Source organism: Citreicoccus inhibens, assembly GCF_019039035.1.
In the GTDB taxonomy this organism is placed as follows: Bacteria; Myxococcota; Myxococcia; order Myxococcales; family Myxococcaceae; genus Citreicoccus; species Citreicoccus inhibens.
In genome coordinates this window covers 322,216-344,573 of record NZ_JAHNZT010000005.1, presented here as the reverse complement: position 1 = coordinate 344,573, position 22,358 = coordinate 322,216, and the positions used below count along the sequence as shown (strand labels likewise).

The 22,358-nt window shown below is 72.3% G+C and carries 13 protein-coding genes; 3 read left to right on the top strand and 10 right to left on the bottom strand.

Annotated elements, in window-relative coordinates:
• Window positions 1-7: 7 nt before the first annotated feature.
• Entirely contained in the window at window positions 8-1,120 is a 1,113-nt protein-coding gene (locus KRR26_RS09795) for an AAA family ATPase (protein ID WP_328707098.1), read from the bottom strand.
• Between the two features lie 156 nt (window positions 1,121-1,276).
• Here KRR26_RS09795 and KRR26_RS09790 point away from each other — a divergent pair, with 156 nt between their 5' ends.
• Together KRR26_RS09790 and KRR26_RS09785 are read left to right on the top strand one after the other, a co-directional pair.
• Window positions 1,277-4,177, top strand: a complete 2,901-nt coding sequence (locus tag KRR26_RS09790; protein ID WP_217079670.1) for a sigma-54-dependent transcriptional regulator — start codon at window positions 1,277-1,279, stop codon at window positions 4,175-4,177.
• Window positions 4,178-4,607: 430 nt separating this feature from the next.
• Entirely contained in the window at window positions 4,608-5,585 is a 978-nt protein-coding gene (locus KRR26_RS09785; protein WP_120204272.1) for a COX15/CtaA family protein, read from the top strand.
• Here the strand turns inward: KRR26_RS09785 and KRR26_RS09780 are convergent.
• The 5 genes from KRR26_RS09780 to KRR26_RS09760 form a co-directional block, all read right to left on the bottom strand.
• Window positions 5,562-7,073, bottom strand: coding sequence for an ABC transporter permease/substrate-binding protein (locus KRR26_RS09780; protein WP_328707097.1), 1,512 nt, complete (start codon window positions 7,071-7,073; stop codon window positions 5,562-5,564). The two genes, KRR26_RS09785 and KRR26_RS09780, sit on opposite strands and share 24 nt — an antisense overlap.
• Window positions 7,070-7,828 (bottom strand): ATP-binding cassette domain-containing protein, encoded by a 759-nt coding sequence (locus tag KRR26_RS09775; RefSeq protein WP_217079669.1) that lies wholly within the window; start codon window positions 7,826-7,828, stop codon window positions 7,070-7,072. Before KRR26_RS09775 ends, KRR26_RS09780 begins: the two co-directional genes overlap by 4 nt.
• A 12-nt stretch (window positions 7,829-7,840) precedes the next feature.
• Complete coding sequence (locus KRR26_RS09770; RefSeq protein ID WP_120204269.1) at window positions 7,841-8,788, bottom strand: hypothetical protein; 948 nt, start codon at window positions 8,786-8,788, stop codon at window positions 7,841-7,843.
• A 96-nt stretch (window positions 8,789-8,884) separates the two neighbouring features.
• Window positions 8,885-9,553, bottom strand: coding sequence for a DUF4142 domain-containing protein (locus KRR26_RS09765; protein WP_120204267.1), 669 nt, complete (start codon window positions 9,551-9,553; stop codon window positions 8,885-8,887).
• Between the two features lie 139 nt (window positions 9,554-9,692).
• A complete protein-coding gene (locus KRR26_RS09760; RefSeq protein ID WP_217079668.1) occupies window positions 9,693-11,645 on the bottom strand; it encodes an SPFH domain-containing protein in 1,953 nt (650 codons plus the stop codon).
• 148 nt (window positions 11,646-11,793) lie between these two features.
• Here KRR26_RS09760 and KRR26_RS09755 point away from each other — a divergent pair, with 148 nt between their 5' ends.
• On the top strand, window positions 11,794-13,137 hold the full coding sequence (locus KRR26_RS09755) for a sigma 54-interacting transcriptional regulator (protein ID WP_120204264.1): 1,344 nt from the start codon (window positions 11,794-11,796) through the stop codon (window positions 13,135-13,137).
• A gap of 7 nt (window positions 13,138-13,144) precedes the next feature.
• On the opposite strand, the gene KRR26_RS09750 is transcribed toward KRR26_RS09755, so the two are convergent.
• From KRR26_RS09750 to KRR26_RS09735, 4 genes are read right to left on the bottom strand one after another with little or no spacing between them, the layout of a single operon-like run.
• Window positions 13,145-15,361: a SpoIID/LytB domain-containing protein gene (locus KRR26_RS09750; RefSeq protein ID WP_217079667.1), complete on the bottom strand. Its 2,217-nt coding sequence runs from the start codon at window positions 15,359-15,361 to the stop codon at window positions 13,145-13,147.
• A gap of 3 nt (window positions 15,362-15,364) precedes the next feature.
• Window positions 15,365-20,086, bottom strand: coding sequence for an alpha-2-macroglobulin family protein (locus KRR26_RS09745; RefSeq protein ID WP_120204260.1), 4,722 nt, complete (start codon window positions 20,084-20,086; stop codon window positions 15,365-15,367).
• On the bottom strand, window positions 20,083-21,714 hold the full coding sequence (locus KRR26_RS09740; protein WP_217079666.1) for a hypothetical protein: 1,632 nt from the start codon (window positions 21,712-21,714) through the stop codon (window positions 20,083-20,085). The genes KRR26_RS09745 and KRR26_RS09740 overlap by 4 nt, the downstream gene beginning before the upstream one ends.
• Window positions 21,711-22,337 (bottom strand): DUF1175 family protein, encoded by a 627-nt coding sequence (locus KRR26_RS09735; RefSeq protein ID WP_120204257.1) that lies wholly within the window; start codon window positions 22,335-22,337, stop codon window positions 21,711-21,713. Before KRR26_RS09735 ends, KRR26_RS09740 begins: the two co-directional genes overlap by 4 nt.
• Between the last annotated feature and the right edge of the window lie 21 nt (window positions 22,338-22,358).

Sequence of the window (22,358 nt, the reverse complement as noted above, 5' to 3'; positions counted from 1 at the left end):
CGCCACGTCAGCGCGTGCGGACCCGGCCGCCCGAGGGTCCGCCGTGGACATCCTCCAGGGCCTCGGTGACGGCCTGCACTTCCGCGCCGAGCTGATCCACGCTCTGGCGCAGCCCCGCGCCCGCCACGTCCGCGCCCGACGCATCCGCCGAGCGCACGCGCAGCACCTGCGCGTAGAGGTTCTCCAGCGTGTACGCCAGCCGCGTGTACTCGGCCTCCAGCCGGTCCGCGTCGATGCGCAGGTCCTCCCGCTGGCGGCGCTGCGCGTCCAGCGCGTTCAGCGCGCCTTGGAGCCGCGCCCGCACCACCTCGTCCATCTCGGCGGCGAGTCGCGCCGTCAGCCGCTCGCGGTCCGCCGCCAGCCGCTCGGCGTCCTCGGGCGTGAGGAGGGCGCGCAGCTCGTGCTCGCGGCGCACCAGCGCGTGGCAACCCTCGCGCAGCGCCTGCACCGTGCGCTCGGGCGCGTGCACCACCTCGCGCAGCACGTCGGGCGCCGCGCGCAGCTCAGCGAGCAGTTTGTCGCAGGTGGCATCCACGCGCGCCAGACGCGGGTCCGCGGCCTTCGGGCCGGACGTCGTGACGGGAGGGGCGACCGGCGGGGACTTCACGACGACAGGCGCGGGCGGCGCGACGACCGGTGCCGCCTTCGCATCGACCGGCTCCTGCGTTGGCGTGGGCAGCGCGTCCTGCTTCGACTCGGGCGTGGCCTCTCCCGTGGGCTCGGGCACGGGGTCCGGCAGGTGCTTCGCGGCGCGGAGGAACAGGCCGAGCGCCACGAAGATGAGCCAGAACATGTCCCGGTTGCGCACCGCCATCAGCACGCACACCACCGCGACGACCGTCAGCGCCCCAGCGACCAGCGGCTCCCGCTTCACGGGCTTGGACAGCGCGCTGCGCTCGGCCCGGCGCGCGTCGCGCTTGGCCTGAACGCGCCACTTCTTGTCCCAGCGACGGCGCTCCTTGGTGGTGGGCAACCGGCCCATCTGGCGCACCCACGCCTCCAGGGCCGCGTCCTGCCGGGCCTGCCCTTCCCGCAGCGCCGTTTCCAGGCGGGCCAGCCGCTCATCCTGTGTCGTCGAGGGAGAGTTGGAAGATGGCTCGGAAGGCGAAGACGGAGGCACGCGGTGACGCTAACAACTCTCCGAGGTGTTGAGGGAGTGATTCGCTCGGAGCCCCGCCCGCCCGGCATGCATGTCCATTCGTTTGCAATCCCGCGGGGGAGAACACATTGAAGGGCGCGCGGCCGGGGGACGCGCAAGGGGACTGCCGTGGAGACCATGGACAAGCAGGAAGCGGGGCTGGCTCCAGCGGCCATTCGCACATTGCGGGGCGAGCTGAGCCGCGCGGCCTTCGCTCGCCGCCTGGGCGTCACCCCGCTCACCGTCTACCGTTGGGAGCTCCCCCCCGAGGCACCCCAGGCCCGCCGCCCACGCGGGCAGGTGGCCCAAGCCCTGCGCCGACTCGCCGACGGGGGTGCGCCTGAGCCCCACCCTGGCTCCATTCGCCAGCCGCTGAGCGCTGAGGAGTCCGCGCGCCTGGCGCCGTGCCTGCTGCGACTCACCCGGGCGGAGTGGCGCCCGGCCGAGGAGGAGCTGCTCACCCTGCTCGCCTCGGGGGCGCTGGGGACGGCGGGCGCGCGCGCGCAGGCGGCGGTGGCGCTGGCCTACCTCCAGCGCTGGGGACGCGAGGACAGCCGTGGCGCCTTCGCCACGCTGCTGCCCCACCTTGCTGACGCCCACGCGGGGGTGCTGCCCGAGGCCGTGGAGGCACAGGTCCACGCGCTCGCGGCGAACCTGTACGCCTCGCCCGACGGGAAGCTGTTCGACGCGGACAAGGTGCAGGCCCACGTGGCGCGCGCCGAGGCGCTGCTGTCACCTCAGGGCGACGCGGAGCTGCGGTGCCAGTTGCGCATGGCGGAGCTGGCGTGCGCCTTCTACCTGGGCGAAGCGGAGCGCGTGGCGCGGCAATCCGGCCGCGTCTCCGAGTGCCTGCCCGAGCTGGCGGACCCCACGCTGCGCCTCATCGCGGCGGATGCGTGTGGGCACGAGTCCCAGATTCACGGCGAGGGCTCGCACGCCACGCGACGTTTCCGCGAGACGGCGCAGGGCGCCGCGCGCCTGGGCTATGCCTTCTTGGAGGCGCGCAACCTCGCCTTCCTCGCGCAGCGGAGGTTGGAGGAAGCGGGCGCTCCGGACGAGGCCCTCCGGATGGTGGGCCGCGCGCGCGACACCGCGTACGGCGGGCGCATGGCGCGGGGCTTCTCCTTCGTCTTCTGCGGACGCGCCGAGGCCGAGGCCCTGCTGCGGCTGGCGCGCTTCTCCGAGGCACGCGCGGTGCTCGACGAAGCGGACGCGGTGCTGGAGGAGCTGAGCTGGACGCCGTCGCTCCTCGCCGTGCAGCGCGCGCGCCTGGGCTGCCTCACGGGACGCGCCTCGGACGTGCGTCGGCTGGCGGGCCGATTGGCCGCCTACGCGGGCACCATCCAACGGCCGCTCACCGCCGCCTACGCGCGCTACGTGGAGGCACTGGCGGATGGGGCCGAGGGACACGCGGCCCGCGCCGCCGAGGGCTTCCAGGCCGCGGGCGCCCGCGTGATGGAGCTGGGCGGCTGGCCCTTCCTCCGGCGCGAGTGTCTGGTGGCCGAGACAGGCGCGCGCGTGGACGCGGATCAACGGGCCGAGGCCCGCGTGGCGCTGCGCCGTGCGCAAGCCTTCTTGGAGCGGCTGCCCTCCGCCTGGTACGCCGCGCTGCTCACGCGCCACGAGGGACTCTTGCTCGTGCGCGAGGGACGTACTCGCGAGGCACGCGAGAAGCTGGAGGCGTCCCTGGGGACCTTCCGGCTCGCGGGCGACCTGCCCGAATCCACCCTCACCCGCCTCGCGCTCGCGAGACTGGCGCGCGCGGAAGGGGACCCCGCGGCCTCCGAGCAGGCCGCGACGTGTGAAGCGGAGCTGCGCCGCTTGGGCGTGGCGATTCCTCTCGAGCCGCCGGACGCGCCGCCCCCGGACCCACGCGTCACCGAGCCGCACGCGCACGACACCGGGCCGCGGCTGGGCGCCGAAGCGCTGGTGGTCCCTTTCGAGCGACTGAGCGTGCGCGGCATGGGCGCGCCCCTGCTCCAGCGCGAGCTGCTCTCCATCCTCGATGGCCTGTTCCCCGGCCGCGCGCCGCGACTGGAGGAGCTGGACTCGCAAGGCGGCGCCACGCGGCTCCTGGGTGACAACGCCCCCCCGGCCACCGAGTGGGTGGAGTTCGGGGACGGCTGTGGCCGGCGCCTGCGCGTGGGGCTGGTGGGGCCGCTGCCCGTGGACGGCCGCGCGCTGCTCACGACGCTGTCCCGGCTGGCCGGCTTCGCGCTGGAGGTGGCGGCGCTGCGCGGCTTCGCTGAAGTCCCCTTGCCCGAGGCGCCCGCCGAATCCGACGCCGAAGTCCCGGGCTTCATCGCCGCCTCGTCTCCGATGAAGCGACTGCGCGCGGAGCTGGCGCGCCTGTCCCCCAGCCGCGCCACCGTCATCGTCACGGGCGAGTCAGGCTCCGGCAAGGAGCTGGTCGCGCGCGCCCTGCACACGCTGTCCACCCGCGCGCATCATCCCTACGTGGCCTTCAACTGCGCCGCGGTGCCGCGCGACCTCTTCGAGGGACAGCTCTTCGGGCATCGGCGCGGGGCCTACACGGGCGCGGCCACGGACCACCCCGGCGTCATCCGCGCCGCGCACGGCGGCACGCTCTTCCTGGACGAGATTGGCGAGCTGCCGCTGGACGTGCAGCCCAAGCTGCTGCGCTTCCTGGAGAACGGCGAGGTCTTCCCGCTGGGCGAGACGCGCCCCACGCACGTGGACGTGCGCGTGGTGGCCGCCACGCACCGCGACCTGGGGCAGCTCGTGCGCGAGGGGCGCTTCCGCGAGGACCTCTACTACCGGCTCCAGGTGGTGCCCGTGCGCGTGCCGCCGCTGCGCGAGCGCCGCGAGGACATCATCGCCCTGGCCCGGCACTTCGTGCGCCACCTCACGCCCGAGGGCAACGAGCCGCCGCAACTGGGTCCGGATGCGCTGGCCGCGCTGGTGGCGCACCCGTGGCCGGGCAACGTGCGCGAGCTGCGCAACGTCATCGAGCGCTCCATGGCCTTCGGGCCGCTGCCTGCGGTCCTGGGAACCGAGCAGATGCGCATCGCGGGCTAGGCCCGGAGCCCGGCCCGCGATGCGCTCCACCCTTTTCCCCACACCCCTGTGGGAAGCCTCGGGCCGAGGAACACCCCAGGTCGGGCAGGGGGGGAACCTCCGACCCGGGGTGCGACTGCTGCTGCGTTCACGGCCTCGAAAAGACGCCCGCGGGTCGGCGAGGGGGGGGCACCGACCCGGGGCAAGGAGGCGTCCAACATGACGCCTCCGAAATCCGTCACGTGGCAGACACAGAGCATCTCGCGTGCCAGCGCGCACGGGCCGGTTCCCCGCGTTTGGAAATCATCCCGTGCATCCAAACCCGGGCTCGGGAGCATCCGACCGGGCGTATCCGGATACGGTGGACCGTTCGCGGAGAGCAGGCGGGCTGATGGACGGCGCATCGCGAACGTGGCGGCGCGCGGCGTGGGCGTGCGTTAGTGCGGGCGCCATGACGTTTCCCGCCTCGTCGCGTCGGTTCCGGATCTTCAGCTCCCTGGTGCTCGCCTACACCCTGGGCGTCATCCTCTGGGGCGCCTTCGTCCGTGCGACAGGCTCGGGGGCGGGCTGTGGCGCTCACTGGCCGGTGTGCAACGGCGAGGTGGTTCCTCGCGCGCCCACCCTGGCCACCGTCATCGAGTACACCCACCGGCTGACGAGCGGACTGGCCACGGTGCTGGCCGTGGCCCTGTGCGTCTGGGGCCTGCGCGCCCACGCCAAGGGGCACCCGGTGCGCCGCGCGGCGGTGATGTCGCTGGTGTTCATGCTCACGGAAGGGTTGGTGGGCGCGGGCCTCGTGCTGCTCGAGTACGTGGCGGACAACAAGTCCATGGGGCGCGCGGTGTGGATGGGCATCCACCTCATCAACACGTTCCTCCTGGTGGGCGCGCAGACGCTGGTGGTGTGGTGGTCGGCCGGGCGCGCGCGCGCGACGTGGCGCGGACAGGGGTGGACGGGCGTGCTCCTGGCCGCGAGCGTGGTGGGACTGCTGGTGCTCGGGGTCAGCGGCGCCGTGGCCGCGCTGGGCGACACCCTCTTCCCCGCGTCCAGCCTGGCCGAGGGCATTCGCCAGGACATGTCCGACACGGCGCACGTGCTGGTGCGCCGGCGCGTGCTGCACCCGCTGCTCGCGGTGGGAATGGGCGCGCTGCTCGTGCTGGCCAGTCGCGTCGTCGCGCGGATGCGACCTTCGGCGGAGGTGCGACGGGCGTCGATGCTGCTCGTCATCGTCTACGCGGCGCAGCTCTGCGCGGGCATGGTCAATCTGGTGCTGCTGGCGCCCGTGTGGATGCAGCTCGTGCACCTGCTGCTCGCGGACCTGGTGTGGATGGGCGTGGTGCGGCTGTGCGCCTCCGGGCTCGCGGTGGACGCGCCGGGTTACGACGCGAAGCAAGCGCCGGTGCTATCAGGGGTCGCCTCGCAGGCGTAGCCCTCGGGGCACCACCCCGCGCTCCACCAGCTCGAACAGACCACTGACGAGCAGGGCCAGCACGGCCGCGGGCACCGCGCCCTCCAGAATCAACCCCACGTCATCCAAGCGAATGCCCGTGAGGATGGGCTGGCCGTAGCCCCCCGCGCCCACCAACGCGCCGAGCGTCGCGGTGCCCACGTTGATGACCGCCGCCGTCTGGATGCCCGCGAGGATGGAGGGCGCGGCCAACGGCAGCTCGATGCGCCACAGCCGCGCGCGCGGTGGAAGCCCCAGCGCCTCGGCGGACTCGCGCAGCTCCCCTGGGATGCCCGAGAGCCCCGCGGTGGTGTTCCGCACGATGGGCAAGAGGCTGTAGAGGAACAGCGCCGCGATGGCCGGCCGCGAGCCGATGCCCAGCAGCGGAATCATGAACACCAGCAGCGCCAGCGAGGGCACCGTCTGCACGATGCTGGTGAAGCCCAGCACGCCCTGCCCCAACCGAGGCCGCCGCGACGCGAGCACCCCCAGCGGCACCGCGAGCGCGATGGCCGCCGCGAGCGACACGCCCACCAGCGACAGGTGCTCACGCGTGCGCCGCCACACGCGCGACACAGCGCCCTCATCCCGGACCTTCGCCGCCACGCCCAGCCGACTGGCGAGGAAGTCGGCGGACACGCGCGACTCGGGCACGCGCTCCAGTCGCGCGCGGGCGTTGAGCGCCACCATGTCCTGCTCGGACAGGTGCCCTTCGAGCCGCAGCACCGCGTCTGCCACCCGCGGCTCCCGCTCCGCCCAATCCGCGCGGTACACGAGCACGGCGTCGTAGGCGGGAAAGTGGTGGAGGTCATCCTCCAGCACGCGCAGCGTGTACGCGGCGATCTCCGCGTCCGTCGAGTACAGGTCCGTCACGTCGATGGCGCCCGAGTCCATGCCCCGGTACGCGAGGTCGTGGTCGAGCCCGCGCACGTCACGCTGGGGGAGCTGATAGCGCGCGCGCAGCGCGGGCCAACCATCCGCGCGGTCCATGAACTCATTGCTGAAGCCCAGCTTCAGCTCGGGGTGCTGACGCAAATCCGAGATGCGGCGGATGCCCGACTTCTCGGCCTCCGCCTCCTTCATGCCCAGGGCGTAGGTGTTGTTGAAGCCCAGCGGGCGACTCATGCGCAGGCCCTCCTCCGCGAGCGCCTTCGCCAACGCCGCATCGTCCGCGAGGTGGCGGCGCGAGAAGAGCTCCTGCCGGAGCGTGCCGGTGTACTCCGGATAGATGTCCAGCTCGCCTCGGCGCAGCGCCTCCCAGAGCACCGTGGTGCCGCCCAGCTCACGGCGGTGAACGGCGTTGGCGCCCGCGCCGCGCGCGAGCTGCGTCACCATCTCGCCCAGGAGCACGGACTCGGTGAACTTCTTCGAGCCCACTCGCACGGGAGGCCCGCCCCCTTCCGTCACCGACGCCTCCGTGCACGCCCCCAACAACAGCAGCCCCAGCACTCCGCACAGCGCCGCCCTCACGACGCCACCTCGTCACCGGAGAGCGGCAAGGGACGCTGCGCCTGGATGAAGCGGGTGACGAAGGGATCCGCGGGCCGCGCCTCCAGCTCTCGCAACGCGCCCTGCTGCACCACCCGCCCCTCGCGCATCAGCACGAGGTCATCCCCCAGGAACGCCGCCTCCGCGAGGTCGTGCGTCACCAGCACCACCGTCTTGCGCAGGCGCGCGAAGATGCCGCGCAGGTCCGCTTGCAGCTCGTGGCGCACCAGCGGGTCCAACGCGCCCAGCGGCTCATCCAACAGCAGCACGTCCGGGTCCAACATCAGCGCGCGCATCAGCGCCACGCGCTGCCGCTGGCCTCCCGAGAGCTGCGCCGGATAGCGCTCCAGCGCCTCGGCGGGGAAGCGCGTCAGCTCCAGGAGCACGTCCAAGCGCTCACGCGTGCGCGCCGCGGGCCAGCGCAGGTGCTGGGCCATGAGCGTGACGTTGTGCGTGCCCGTGAGGTGCGGAAACAACCCGCCGCCCTGAAGCGCGTAGCCCACGCGGCGCCGCAGGGCGAGGAGCGGGTCGCCTTCTGCTGGCAGAGGCTGTCCCTCGAAGAGGACGCGGCCGGTGTCCGGGCGCGACAGGCCGTTGAGCAAGCGCAGCAAGGTGGACTTGCCACAGCCGCTCGGACCGAGGAGCACCGTGGTGCGGCCGGACGGCAACGTCAGTGACAGCGGATGCAGTGCCCAGGTGGAGCCGAAGCGCTTGGACACGTCCTCCAGCTCGTACACGGGCACCGTCCTTCAGCGAGGGGTGAACACACCATTGCACGCAGCGGGGAACCCCAGCGCGCCCGACGGGAAATCACAGGCCGCGAACAGCGCACCGCCTTGCCACGTCACGGCGGCGGCCCACAGCACGCGCGCGCCCTCGGGCCCGGGCGTGGTGAACCGGAAGCAGCGCGTGGGCCGCACCTCCAGCCGACAGTCCACCTCCTCCACGGGCCCCGAGCCGGGCAGCGCGTCGTGCAACTCCGCCACGCTCTGGTCGCGCCAGCGCGCGAGCCCCGTGGTGTTCTCCGTCGGAGCGAAGACGCTCCATGAGAACGTCGCGTCCTCGCAGCGGATGCGCCCGGACCGACTCGTGGAGCTGGCCAGACGACAGCCCGGAGGCACCGTCAGCACGCGCCACGGCAGGCGCGGCGGCAGCAGCAGCGCGGCGGGGTCCAACACGTCGCCCTCGGGGTTGCCATGCGCGGCGAGGAACTCGAAGCGCTCCAGGCACCGCGCCAGCTCCGCGCGGTCCTCTCCCGGAACGATGCAGCCGAGCTGACGCCGCCGCCCCGCCAGGGGCGCCACCACCGTGACGTAGCCCGACGCGCGACACGCGCCCTCCGGAGCGCGGGCGGCGAAGCGCAGCGCGGGCCACGACGCCCCCACGAGCGGCAGCGACTCACGCGACTCCGTCAGCCCCGCAGCGCCCAATCGCGCGATGACGCGAGCCCGGGCCTCCGCGAGCGCCCGCGCGGGCTCCAGGTCCTGACGCTCCTCCAACCACAGCGACATCCCCGCGCAGCGCCACGTGCGAGCCGTGGGACTGTCCGGCAGCGGCGTGCAGCCCGCGAACAGGTCACGCGCCTCGGGGACGAAGGGCCCCTCGGACGTGGCGCCAACGAGCGGCACCGCGGGGGGCGGCGGCGCCGGGGTGGCGCAGGAGAAGAACAGCGCCGTCGCCAGCACTGCCCCCGTCATCCAGGCCCCGGTCCTCATGGGGCCGGGATAGGCGCCGGGCCCGGGCCGCGTCAACCGGCCCGAGCCCCGGACGACCACCGGACTACATCGCGAGGGCTACGGCATCTTCGACGACTTCATCTGCTTCTCGAGCTGCTTCGCCGTGCTCTCGTGGCTGTCCACCACGGTCTCGGTCTTGTTGAGCAGCGCGAGGAACGTGGCGTCGTTCTTGTACTCACGACGACCGTCGTTCAAGAGCTCGCGCCCGTCCTTCTGGTCGTCCGCGATGCGCGACAAGAAGGCCTTGTCGAACTCCTTGCCCTGCTTGGCCTTCAGCTCGTTGATTTCCTTGCGGTCCTCATCGATCTGCTTGCCCAGCTTCTCGCCGACATTCTTCATCTTGTCGTTGTAGCCCTGCTGCATGCCGGAGCCACCGACGCCCTCCTGATTGCCGGAGAGGTCCACGGTGTCGACTTCGATCTGCTTGCTCTGGGCCCAGGCCTTCAGGTCCGCTTGATTGCTCTGGTGGTCCTGGAGCAGCTGGCTGGCGAAGGCCTTCACTTGCGGATCCGTCGCCTGTTGCTCGGCCAATTGCGCCAGGGCGATCTGCTTGGAGTTGAAGAGGGCCAGCCGCCCCACGTACTTCGTCCGCTTGGCGGCGGCTTCGCCCACTTGCTTGTCCTGCTTCGCCATCTTGTCGTCCGCGTGCGCGACGACGCCGAAGCCGAACGCCCCCGTCATCATCGTGGCCAGGACGGCTCGCTTGCCCCACGTGTTCTTGCGCATGTCTGCCTCCCATCGAGTGACGCCGAGGGAAGCTGCGAACGCCTGACGAGCACCGGCAATCCGAGCCCGCCTGCCCGCCCCTCCCCACGGGGCGACGGAGCGCCCGTGGGGAGACACGCCCGAACCCCGCACCGCGTCGTTACAGCGCCTTGCGAGGCTCACCCGCCGACCCGGCCGGGGGACGAGCAGCCGGCGCGCCACTCCGCGCCGACTCCTTCGCGGACATCGGCAGGCCCTGGGTCGCCGCGAACATGCGCGCGAGCATCGCCTCGGCCAACCCGGACTGCCCGCCCTGGCCACCGCCCACCGCGATGTCCGGCACGAGCTTCACGCCGTGCTCGGCCAGCACCGTGGCGATCTGCATCGCGGTGTACGCCGCCGCGCCCAGCGCCTCCTGTCCCATGCGATACGCCTCCGCCTTCGCCAGGCCCACCTGACGCACGGCCTCGGCCTCGGCCTGCGCCCGCGCGGCGCCCACGCGGCCCACCTGCTCGGCCTCGGCCTCCGCTTTCGCCAGCCCCACGCGCTTGAGCGACTCGGCCTCGGCTTCCGAGCGGGCGCGCACGGAGGCGGCCTCGCCCTTGGCCGTCTCCACCTGCGCCCGCGCGTTCTGCTCGCAGATGCGCACCTGCTGCTCGCTGCGCACCACCTCCGACTGGATGTTGGCGATGGCCAGCTCGCGCTGGAGGTCCTGCCGCTTCACCTCCGCCTCGCGCTGCACCTCGTACGTGCGCTGAAGCTCCTCGGCGATCTTCCGGTCCGTCTGCGTCTTCATCAGCTCCGCGGGCGGCACGATGTCGCCAATGAGCGTGTCGATGCACTCGACGTCGTACTCCTGCAACGCCACCTGGATGGCGTCATAGGCCTGCTGCTGCCGAGCGCTCCGCGCCGACAGGAAGTCCAGCACCGTCACCTCCTGCGCCGAGTTGCGGAAGTAGTTGCCCACCACCGGCTGGAGCACGTGGTCCACCAGGTTCTGCATGCTGCCCACGCGCGAAATCACGCGCGGCGCGTTCTTGGCGCCAATGTGGATGATTTGCGACACGTCCAGGCTGAACCCGAAGCCGTCCTTGCTGCGCACCAGGATGCTGGACAGCTGCGAGTCGTAGTGGTGCGCCTCCGTGCGGTTGGCCCAGTTGAGGACGATGTTCGTCGTGGGCACCAGCTCCACCTTCATCACGCGCGTGTTGAGCGGGTGCTTGCCCGGCAAGAGCGGCTCCACCCAGACACCCTTGCGCCCGCGCTCCACCAGGTCCCCGTGCGTGAACGCGTCACCGGACACGTCCAGGTGCTCGCGCCCCACATAGGACACCACGACGCCCACGTAGCCGATGGGAATCTCGGTGAGCGGAATCAGCTCCACCTTCACGAACCACGGGTTGAGGTTCCACGCGCCCGCGAGCAGCACCTCCTCCTGCAAGCCTCGGCAGCCGCCCGCGTCGATGAACGCCTGCGGACGCTGGAAGCTGTCGTGGTCCGGGATGATGGGGCCGGCCATGTCGCCCGCCGGCACCGGCCGACCGTCGTTCGCCGTCACGATGCCCACGCGGTCCGGGGGCACGTGGAACACGCGCAGCTCGGTGGGGTCCACGCCGTGCCGCTTGGCATTGGCCACGGTCACCACGTCGAACAGCGCGGGGTTGATGCGGTACGTGCCCGCCGTGAGGATGGAGAGCTGACGGCCGCGCTCACCGCCATGGTCGAGGAACGCCTCGGCGTCCTGGAAGCCGTCGCACTCCACCGCGCACCCCAGGAGCCGCTCGCCGGGCAGGGGCTGACCGTCATTGGCCACCACCAGCGCGACCTCGCCGGGTGGCACCACGATGAGCGGCACGCGCTTCACCTTGTAGCGCCAGCGCCACAGCCCAAGGTGCCAACCCGGGGACAAGAGTCGCGCCTGATACCCCGCCTCGCCCCCGCGCGCGATGAGGCGCCCAGGCGGCAGCGCCGCGCCGAAGCGCTTGATGACCAGTCCGGACTCCCCCTCTCCAATGACGACGCAGCCCACCTTGAACACGAGCCAGAGCAGCACGACGGGCACGCCCACGCCCACGCCGAGCAGCACCTCGTGGGACGCCATGAAGTCCAACATCCGATGTGACCTTCCTTTCGAAGTCGCCTGCTCGGCACTGCATCCACCAGGCCACACGCCAACCCGCTGGAATCACTTGGAGCGGGTGGCGGGGCGTCGCGACGAAACCGAATTGGATTTCCGCATGGCCGGTGATTGATTTCGGCGCATGGCCAACATCCGGTGGGAGGGCCCGCCCCCTCCGTCGTCGCTGTCCGCGCGGCTGACGTCGGCGGGACATCGGCTCGTCACGAGGGGCACGGCCGACATGGTCGTGCTGCACACGGCGGGCGGGGCACGCGTTCCCTCCGCGCCCCCAGGTGGACGGCCGTGGGTCTGGGTGTCGCGAGCGAAGCTCTCACCGCAGGCCTCCACCGAGGCCGCGCTGGCGGGCGCATACGACGCCGTGTGGCTGGGTGGGCCCGCGGGGACTGAGCGCTTGATGGCGCGGCTCGCGGAGCTGGCGGCGCCAGAGACCGCGCCCACCGAGGCGAGCACCTTCGTGGCACGGAGCGCGGCGGCGCGTGCCGTGCTGGAACAGATGGCGCGCGCGGCACGCACGTCGATGCCCGTGTTGATTACCGGGGAGACGGGGACGGGCAAGGAGGTGACCGCGCGCTTGCTGCACGTTTGGAGCGCGCGTCGCGAGGGCCGCTTCGTCCCCATCAACTGCGCCGCCATTCCCAATGAGCTGATGGAGGGAGAGCTGTTCGGCTACGCGAAGGGCGCGTTCTCGGGTGCGACGCACGGCTTCGACGGGCAGCTCATGGCGGCCGAGCGCGGCACGGTGTTCCTGGATGAAATCGATGACACGCCGCTGTCGCTCCAGATGAAGTTGTTGCGCGTGTTGGAGGACCGGGTGGTGACGCGGCTGGGAGAGTCCGAGCCGCGCAAGGTGGACTTCCGCATCCTCGCGGCGACCAATCGAGACTTGCGCGAGCTCATCGCGAAGGGGGCGTTTGGGGCGGACCTGTACGAGCGACTGGCCATCGTGAGCATTCAACTGCCCCCGCTGCGCGAGCGCGCGGAGGACCTGCCCGCGTTGGCGGAGCACTTCATCGCGCGCTTCCAGCGCGAGGAGCCCACCGCGCCGCAGGGACCGCTGCACGTCACGCCCGAGGCACTGGCCGCGCTCCAGGCGTATCCCTGGCCCGGCAACATCCGAGAGCTGCGCAACGTGCTGTTCGAGGTGCTCGTCTACAAGCGGGCGGGCACGGAGGTCCTCCCGTCGGACCTGCCGCGCCGCGTGTTGAAGCGAGGACTGGAGCACACGGCGCGCGGCTGTCTGGACGCGAGCGCCCTGTCACGGGCCATGGACGCGGGCACCTTCAACCTGCGAGCGGAAGTCGAGTCACTCGAGCGAATGGCCTTGTCGGTGGCCCTGGAGCGCGCGGGAGGAAACGCCGTGCGAGCCGCGGCCCTGCTGGGCGAAGTGGGCCGAGGCCGCAGCGCGGACCCAGGCGCCACCGTGCGAGCCATGATGCGCCGACTCACCGTGGGCAGAACCGCCTGACGCCCCGTCAGCGGGGCACGGGCTTCCCGTAGGCGCGCTGGAGCAGCGCATCGCTGGACAGGCCACTGGATTTGGCTGCCTCCACGTCCAGTCCCTCGCCGTGGCCCTTGCCCTGCCCCTCGAACACCACGCGCTCGCCGTCGAACGAGGCCTGCCGTGGACACGCCAGCAACTTGAGCGCCGAGCGCAACAACTCGCAGGGCAGCGTGCGTGCGTCCTCGTACGGCGTCCCCGCCTCCACCACGCCGCGCAGATACAGCACACGCCCCGCATCGAAGCGCAGGGACACCAACCCCTTCCCCAACACCGCCTCCACCTGCTCGCGCGGGCGCTCCTCCTTCCAGGGCTCATCACCTCCCTGGGAGAATGGCAACCACGCATCCCAGGGCAGCGCCGGCAGCGACAGCGCGCGCGTCTCTTCCCTCTTCGCCCGCACCGTGCCTCGAAAGGCCTGACAGTGCGTCGTGTCACAGACGGCCCGGTCCGGATGCCGACTGTGCCGCTCGTTGTGCGCCACCACGCGCGCCAGCGCCACGCGCGCCTCGCCCGTCAAGAGCGCGTCCTCCGCCGTCACCACGCCCGCCACGTACTGGAGCCGCGTGGTGCGAAAGACGAAGTCCGAGCCCCGCCGCGCCTTCAAGGCCCGAGGCGTCGTCGGCACTCCCGGCGGCGGTCGATACGCTGGCGGCACGTCCCACGTGAACACCCCCGCGTAATCTCGCCCCTCCTCCGCTCCATCGGGGAAACGCACGCGCCACGGCATCCCCAGACACACCGCGGGTCCCTTCGCCACCAACCCCGCCAGCGCAGAGAACGCTCCCGGCACCGCGCGAGGAACTCCGGCCTCCAGCGCGAACCCAAGTCCCGGGCACCGCGCCTCGACGACAGTCGGGGCCACCAACCCCAGCACCTGTACGCGCGCCGCCTCCGCCCCTCCACGCCCCTTCCCCCGCGCCAGCACCTTCGGGACCTCGTCCGCGAACTGCCGAGGCATCTTTCCAGGCCGCAGGAGCACCGCCACCACGTCCCCATCCACCGCGACAATCCACCCGAACTGCGGGCGGCTCGCCGCGTCGCGCACCGTGCCCGTCTTGGTCGCCACCCCCACCAGCGCCGAGGACGCGGGCAAGTCGCTCAATGTCCCTCGCGCAGCGTTGTCCGCCAGGAGCGCCATCACGTCCGGACGCGCCTCCGCGAGCAGCCGGTAGGCCTGCGCCATTCCCCATGGGGACACCGCCCGCGTGGAGCGCAGCCCGATGGCCTCCGCCATGTCCACCGCGTCACCCGCGAGCCCCACCGCGGACAGCACCGGCCCCCAGGCCCCGAATGACCGAGGCGCCGAGCCCGCCGCCTCCCAATCCAGGAAGTACCCATTGCACGAGCGAAGGAGCGCCGTGCGCGCATCCACCTTGTCGGGCAGGCCCGGCCCACACGCCCACTCCTGCACGCCCTCTCGCCGCGGCAACACCGGCTGCTCACGCGACGCCGCGTACACGAAGGGCTTCAATGTCGAGCCATACGGCAGCGCACGCCGCACGTCGCCCTCCGCCAGCAACACCTCGCCCGAGTGCCGACTGAGCACCAACGTCGCGGGCGCGGCCTCGCGCACCGCCACGTCCGCCAGCTCATCCAAGGACAGCGGCACCAGCCACCGTGCGCCGTCCTGACACTGGCGCAGCCGTCGCGTCAGCGACGCGGGGAAGCCCGGGCTCTCTCCCAGGATTCGGGCCAGCCCGCGCCGAGCCCGGAGCGTGTCCACCGACGGCGCGAGCGCCACCTCCGTCGCCGCACGCGACAGCGACTGGTACGGGGCCTCGCGCCACGCGGCCAGCTCGCCGCTCGTCATGAGCGCGAACGCCTCGTGGAAGAGCCGGTCCTCACTGGACGCGGGACAGGCCCACCACAGGAACTGATGGGCCAGCTCGTGGCGCAGCGCCACCCGCAGCCGCTCGTCCAACACGCCCGGCGTGTTCTGCCGCAGCTCCACCCATCCCGGCCGCCCCTGCGCGTTGCGCTCGGGGGACAGCACGCTGCCCTTCTGGAGCACCACCGTGCCGGGAGCCCGCGTGGGCGCGCTCCCGGCCTGGGCGACGTACACCGCCTCCACGGACGCCCACGCGGCCTCCGCCTCGCGGCGAAGGTCCGCCTCGGGCGTCACGTCGCCCCGCGTGACGAAGGTGGGAGAGGCCGCCAGCAGCGTGGCGACCACGGCGGCCCACCCCATGAACTACAGGTCGCCCTGGGGCTTCTGCGAGGGCGCAACCTTCAGCACGTCCGCGGCCGTGCGGCCGTGGATGCGCGCCGCGTACATGTCCTCGATGGTGGCGGGCGGCGCCGAGAAGGTGCCGGCGAACTGCGCGCGCATCACGTAGCCGATGACGCGCGGCGTGTTGCTCCACCACGCGGGCTCCTCGAAGAAGAAGGTGGCCCGCTCCGGGCTGAGCTGCCGGCGCTTGAGCGCCTCGGCCGCCAGCGGCAGCGCGTGCGGAGGACCGCGGAAGGCCTTGTCCTCCTGGAGCGGCACGAAGCCCGCGGGCACCGCGTCCTCCACCACGTAGTACGCCGACCGCGCCCGGTTCTCCCCGCGCGCATCCAGCGTCAGCTCGACGTAGACCTCCTCGCCCTGCGACACGGGGGTGCCGGACTCCAGCTTCACCTTCCCACCCTCGCGAAGCACGTAGTACGCGCGCTGGATGGACATGCCCTCGGACTTCGCCTGAACCGAGGAGAGCGGCGTCAGCGCGGACGCCTGCAGCGTGGCCACGCCATCGAAGCCGCCCACGTCCACCGTGCGCGTCCCCGGCGCCAGCGTGGCCACCAGCCCCATGCCGCGCGGCGCGAACTTCACCGCGCCCTTCGTGCCCTTCACCTCCGGCGGCGACATCCCACGGAACGCCTTCGCGTCGCGCTCGATGAGCCACAGCGAGTGCAGCAGCGCGGTGCTCCGGTCGAACGTCGACAGGTCCGGCTCGCTCAGCAATTCCAGGACGCGCTTGCGAGCACGGGTGACATCCAGTGTGCCGAACGAGGCCGCGTGCGCGGTGATGGCCGTCAGGCCCACGCGACGCAGCGGATAGCGGAAGAACGCCTCGGACAGCTGCGGCTCCTGGCCCTGCTTCAAGCTGGCCAGGGTGGCGAAGCCCTCCGTGCTCCGAGCCACCAGCGCGTTGATGCGGTCCTGGAGGGCCGCCTCCTTCATCACGCCCGCCTTCTCCGCCGCGAGCACCGCGAGGGCCAGCGAGTACAGGTCGCCCGGCTGTGCGCCCTGCACGAGCGCACGGACCCGCGCCGCCTGCCGCGGCCCCTGCAACCGCGCCAGCACGTACGCGCGCGTGGCCTCGTACTCCGGCGGCAGGTTCTGCTGTCCGTCGAGCCACGTCGCGGTCTCGGTGATGCGCGGGTCATCGCGATCCGCCAGCCCCGCGTCCACCGCATACGCCAGACCATCCATCGCGATGAGGGTGAGCGGCAGGCTCGGCTCGCTGTAGCCGCCAAACCACGTGAAGCCGCCACCTCGGACCTCCAGCGCGAGGATGCGCGCGGTGCCCTGCACGGCGCGGCTGCGCGCCTCCGCCAGGAGCGCCTGCGTGTCGGTATCCAGCTTGTCCAGCGTGCCCGCCTTCTGGAGCACCTGGTACAGCGCCACGTTGGGCACCGTGGTGGAGACAAGCTGCTCCAGGCATCCGTATGGGTATGTGAGCAGCTCCCGCACGTTGGTGAGCGCCGCGTCCACCAGCGAGGGTTGGAGCACGAGCTGCACGCTCGTCAGCGTCGCCGAGTCCGCCGCGGGGAGCGCCAGCGCGCCACCGCCCCACGCGCTCACCTTCACCGCGTCCTCCACCGCGGCCGGCCGCACGTCGAAGCCCTTCGTGTCCCGCAGCGGGTCCCTGCCACCCGTCACCGCCACCGCGAGCTGCGCGGCGCCCGTGGCCGAGGCCTTCAGCGTCACCGGCACCACCTTCTCGCCGCCCTTGGCCAGCTCCACCTTGGCCTGCGACTGGTCCGCCTTGAGCGCCCCCGCCGACGCCAGCTTCACGTCGAGCACCTGGCTGCCCTCGGCCTTCTCCCCTGCCGACAGCCGCACGGACGCGAGCGCCTCATCGCCCTCACGGAGGAACTGCGGCAGCGCGGCGTACAGGTTGATGCCGCCCCGCGTGGCGAACTCGGACGTGCCCTCGCCGAAGCGACCGGACGTGTCCGCGGCCACCGCCGTAATCACCCACAGCGTCTGGTTGGACGGCAGCGTGAAGCGCACCGTCGCGCGGCCATCCCGGTCCGTCACCACCGCGGGGTCCCAGTGCGCGGTGTCCTTCTCCAGGTCGCGCGCCTGACGGCTGGGCGGCTTGATGGACGCGAAGGCGTGGTCCGGCAGCCCGGACAGCTTGCGCGCCAGCGCCTCGCCGTAGCCGTAGCCCTGGAACTCGGACGAGTAGAAGTTCGAGACGTTGTTGCGCGCGGGCGGGTAGAAGAAGTCCAGCACCTTGGGCCGGAACTCGCTCTGGATGGCGTACACCGCCTTGTCCACCACGCCCACGGACACCTGCGCCACCACGCCCCGGCCCTCGCTATCGGTGACGCGCAGCTCGAGCGCCTGGTCACTCAGCGGCGCCGTCTCCGCGCGCTGCGGCTGCACCGTCACGGTGAGCGTGCGCTCGCGAGGCACCACGCGGAACGCCACGGTGCGCTCCTCCCAGCGGCCCGAGGCCGTGGGATACGCCACGGACGCATACACCGCGCTGCCGAAGCGCTTCTCCACGTCGAAGGCGTGCACCAGCGTGCGGCCCTTGAGCGACACGAGCTGCGTGCCATAGAGCCCCGCGCCCGTCAGCGTCACCCACACCGAGCCCGCGTCCCGTCCAGCCGGACCCCAGCCATCTGGCAGCAGCGCCACCAGCCGAGCCGTGTCCCCCGGCTCCAGCGCGCCCGACAGCGACGCCAGCGTGAGGTTGGGAACCTGCGCCACCGGCTCGTCCTCGGCGCCGATGACGAGCAAGGACTCCTCGCCCGTCCACGCCTCGCCCCGCTTGTCCTTCAACGTCACGCGCGCCAGCACCGCGCCCACGTCTCCCGTGGGCACCTTCTCCCGATGCGTCCCGTCCGCCGCCGTGGTGAACGAGCGCTTGCCCAGGCTCTTCTCCTTGCCGTCCGCGCGCCGCAGCACGAACTCCACCTCGCCCTGCGTGGTGCCATAGGCCTTGCCCGACAGCGTGGTGGCGCGCATCGACAGCATCGCCTCGCCCCCCTTGGACACCACCGGCTCCGAGTAGCGCGCCGTGCCCAGCACCTCCACCTTGGACAGGAAGAAGGCCGCAGTGGCGTTGGCGAACGTCTCCTGGTCATCCCGCGCGCGCACGGTCAGCGTGTAGCGGTACGGCAGGCGCTCCTCGCCCGGCTTCAGCTCGGGGACGGCGATCTCGATGGACGCGTCACCGCTCGCGTCGAACGCGCTCGCGCTGGACCACGGGTCCTCCGTGGCGCTGCGCTCCGCGACCGACGAGTACAGGCGCTCGGGGACGCTCAGCTTGCCCTCCGTGGTGGAGGCGGTGCCGTACGTCACCGCGCTGCCCTGCCCGCCCTTGCCCGCGTCATCCACCCACGCCGGCGCATCCAGCAGGCTGCGGTAGAGGAACACCTCGTACTTCGCGCCCGCCGGGATGCCGCCCGCGTAGCGGCGCGCGTGCACCTTCGCGCGCAGCGTCTTGCCGGGCACCACCGTCTCCGAGTCGGGCTCCACCTCCAGATAGAACGTGGGCTTCACGTAGTCCTGCACCCGGGCCTCGCCCTGGTACGGATGCGTGTCGAGCTCCGCCTCCACGCGCAGCACCCCCGTGCCCAGGTCCTCCGGCACCTTCAGCGTGCCGTTGAACGCGCCGAACTCGTCCACCGTCGCGCGCGTGGTGAGCGCGCGTCCCTCCTGGGACACCAGCTTCACCAGCACGTCGCGCTTCTTCGGCGTGAACAGGCGCGCCAGGAAGGTGTCCGGCTGCCGCACGAGCCCGCGGAACTTCACCTCGTTGCCCGGCTTGTAGATGGGCCGGTCGCTGTAGATGAACACGTCCGGCGCCACCGCCAGCGCGGAGTAGAAGTCCGTGTCCACGATGGCCGTGTCCGCGTCCACCGTCGCGGTGGCGATGAGGCGCGGCTCGTCCACCGCCAGCGTCACCTCACCCTTCGCGTCCGTCGTGCCCGCGGGCCCCTTGCCCTTCGACAGGTACACCTGCACGTGCGCGCCCTCGCGCGGCTTCTGGTCCCGCCCCGCCACGCGCACCAGCACCTGTCCATCCGTCTGCTTGAGCTGCACGGACAGGTCGCTGACCACGAGCACCACCTGCCCCTCCACCCGCCCCTGCACGAGTTGGAGGACGTAGGTCCCGGGCGGCAGCGGCGCGAGCACCACGCGGCGCTCCTGGAAGCCGCCGCTGTAGCCGCTCGTGTCGAAGCCGGGGACGTTGAAGTCCCGCTCCGACCCACCCAGGTCCAGGTTCAGCCACTGGCTGCGCACCACGGAGAAGCCCGGAGGCGTGCCCACCAGCTTCTCCGGCCCCTCGGACACCTTCGCGAGCTGCTCGCCCGAGGACGAGGCCGCCGGCGCCGGCGGCAGCACGCCGATGAGGTCCTCGCGGATGGGCAGCGACATCGAGTTGAGCAGCCACCGCCCCGGCGAGTGCACCGCGTTGAGGCCTCGGCTGAGCGCGCGGCCCGGGTTCACCAGGGTGGGCGGCGCCTGATACGCGCGCCGCAGGTCCGTCTGCGCGCGGATGAACGCGTCCACGTTCTCCGGCTTGAGGACGCGCAGCTCCACGGGACCCTTGTCCTCGAAGGCCACGTCCACGCCCACCGGCTCCTGGCTGCCATAGGAGCGCGGCACGGTGATGTAGAGGGGCTTGGCCGCGGCCACGCCGGACAGCGCGAGCGCGACGAGCGCCACGATGCGATGAGCAATCTTCATGACCCGAAACCTCCAGGAACCAGCGCGTCGCCCTTCACCGTGCCGTGAAGGCCCAGGTACGGGAGCGACTCCAAGTCACGGCGGGCCGCCTCGATTTCGGGCGGCACGGCCTTGGGAAGAGGCGCGTCGCGGCCCGCGCGCACCTCGGATGCATAGCCATCTCGCGTCAGGCCGCTGAGCAGCCGTCCCAGGTTGACGCCCAGGGACACGGACGCGGGCGTCCGCAGACCCGCGACCACCGGGCCCGCGGCGTTGAGCAGGTTGGGGCTCTTGCCCTCGCAGGCGCGGCGCAGGCGCTCCAGCTCCTCCGCCGTGCTGGCCAGCGCCACGTGGTTGCACAACGTGGCGCGCTGAAGCGTGTGCGAGCCCCCCGTGAAGAGCTTCTCCAGCGCGGGCGCGTCCTCCTTGCGCCCCCAGAGCAACGACAGCGCCATGGGCAGCGACGCGTCCCCGCGCGGCGTCCACACCACCGCGACCTGCCGCGTGACGGTGGGGCCCTTGCCGCCGCCCTCCACCTTCCAGAAGTCCTTGAGCGCGTCGGGCTCCATGGACGCGGGCAGCTTGAGCTGGAGCGTCAGCAGCACCGGCGCGTCCTCGGGAATCAGGCGCAGCAGGTCATCCGACAGGGGCGCGCTGTCCAGCCGCGCGGGCCCGTCCATCAGCTCGCCCGCGATGCCCTTGCCCACCAGCCGGTCACCCTCCACCGCGAACTGGAGGCGCGTGTGCTCGCCCAGGCCCAACACGTGGCCGAGCAGCTGCGCCTCGCGGCCGTACGACTTGGGGTCGAACCCCAGCTCCACGTCCACGCCCGAGTCCCCGTCCAGCTTGGGAAGCCCCGTGCACAGGCCCTGGAGCACCACCACCGGGTGCCGCGCGAGCACCAACCGGTCCTCGGACCGCGCCGCCCACAGCGTCTGCTCCGCCACCAGCCAGCGCGACAGGTGGAAGCCCCCCGCGGGCGCCTGACCCTCCCCCCCCGGGCACCCCTCCGCGGTCATCTCGCTGCGGCGCGCCACCTTGTCCAACGCCTGCCACGCCGACGTGGAGGCCGAGTCCGGGCGCGGCAGGATGAACGCCGGAGTGCCCGCGCGCGCATCGCCGCTGAACCACACCGCCCGGAAGGGCACGTCCAACAGCCGGCCCGCCACCACATCCAGCACGGCGCCCTTGAAGTCCGCCTTCAAGTCCTCGCCGGTCGTGCCGAAGAAGGCCGCCCACCCGCCGATGAAGCCCTTGCCCACGGGCTGCGCGAGCGTCTGCTTCAGCCACGCGTTGCGCACCATCGCGTCGCGCACCTTGCCGGGCGCGTACACATCCACCCAGACCGCGGCGGGTGCGGCGCTCCCCGGAACGTCCATCTTCACCGCCTCGGCGGGGACCTCCGGCAAGCCCTCCACGGAGGCACCCGCGGTGGGCGGCCCCTGGCGCTCGCCCGTCGAGAACGACGCGCCCGAGCCGATCCCCGTCCCGCTGCGACGGCCCAGCACGAAGGCGCCCGCGACCAGGGCGCCGATGAGCACCACGCCCGCGGCGATGAGCACGCCCTTGGGAGGTCCGCCGGCCTTGCGGGGACCCGAGGGCGGCGCCGCGGGAGGCGGCGTGCCCGAGGGGCTCGTGGGAGATGTCATGGCATCCACTCCTTGAATCGGAAGAAGCCCAGGAACGCTGCGTTCTGGGGCACCGGGCGCCACTCCAGGGGCGCCTCGGCGGAAAGGGTGTCGAGCACGCCCGTGCGCACCACGGCGCCCGGCTCGCCCGGGTGATAGACAACGCGCGCGGGCGCGTGGGCCCGGTCCTCCGGGCGCACCACCAGCATGAGGTGGAACACAGGGCCCGCGTCGTGCTCCTGGCGGAACGCGAGGATGTCGCCCGTGCGCAGCGACTCGCGCGCGGCGGCATCACGGCCCAAAGGGCCGAAGCTGTGCGTCAGCAGCGTCTCCGCGTCCGCGAAGTCCACGGGCGCCCCCCGCGTGTCCCGCCACAGCGGCGAGGCGAGGCGCCCCGCGTCCACGCGCTTGTAGGCGACGCGATAGGCGAAGCGAATCAGCCCCGCGCAGTCCCGCTGCTCCGGGTGCCACGTCGCGTCCATGCGCTGCACCTGCGCCAGCGCGATGCGCGCCACTTCCTGGCGCAGCCGCACGGCCCGCGCCTCGACCGAAGTCGGCGCCACCGGAGCCGGCAGCACCGGCTTCGGCGCCACGGCCACCGGTCCGGTGGCCACCAGGGACAGCATCAGGGACAGGGCAAGCATGGGAAGCGCGACCGGGGCGGT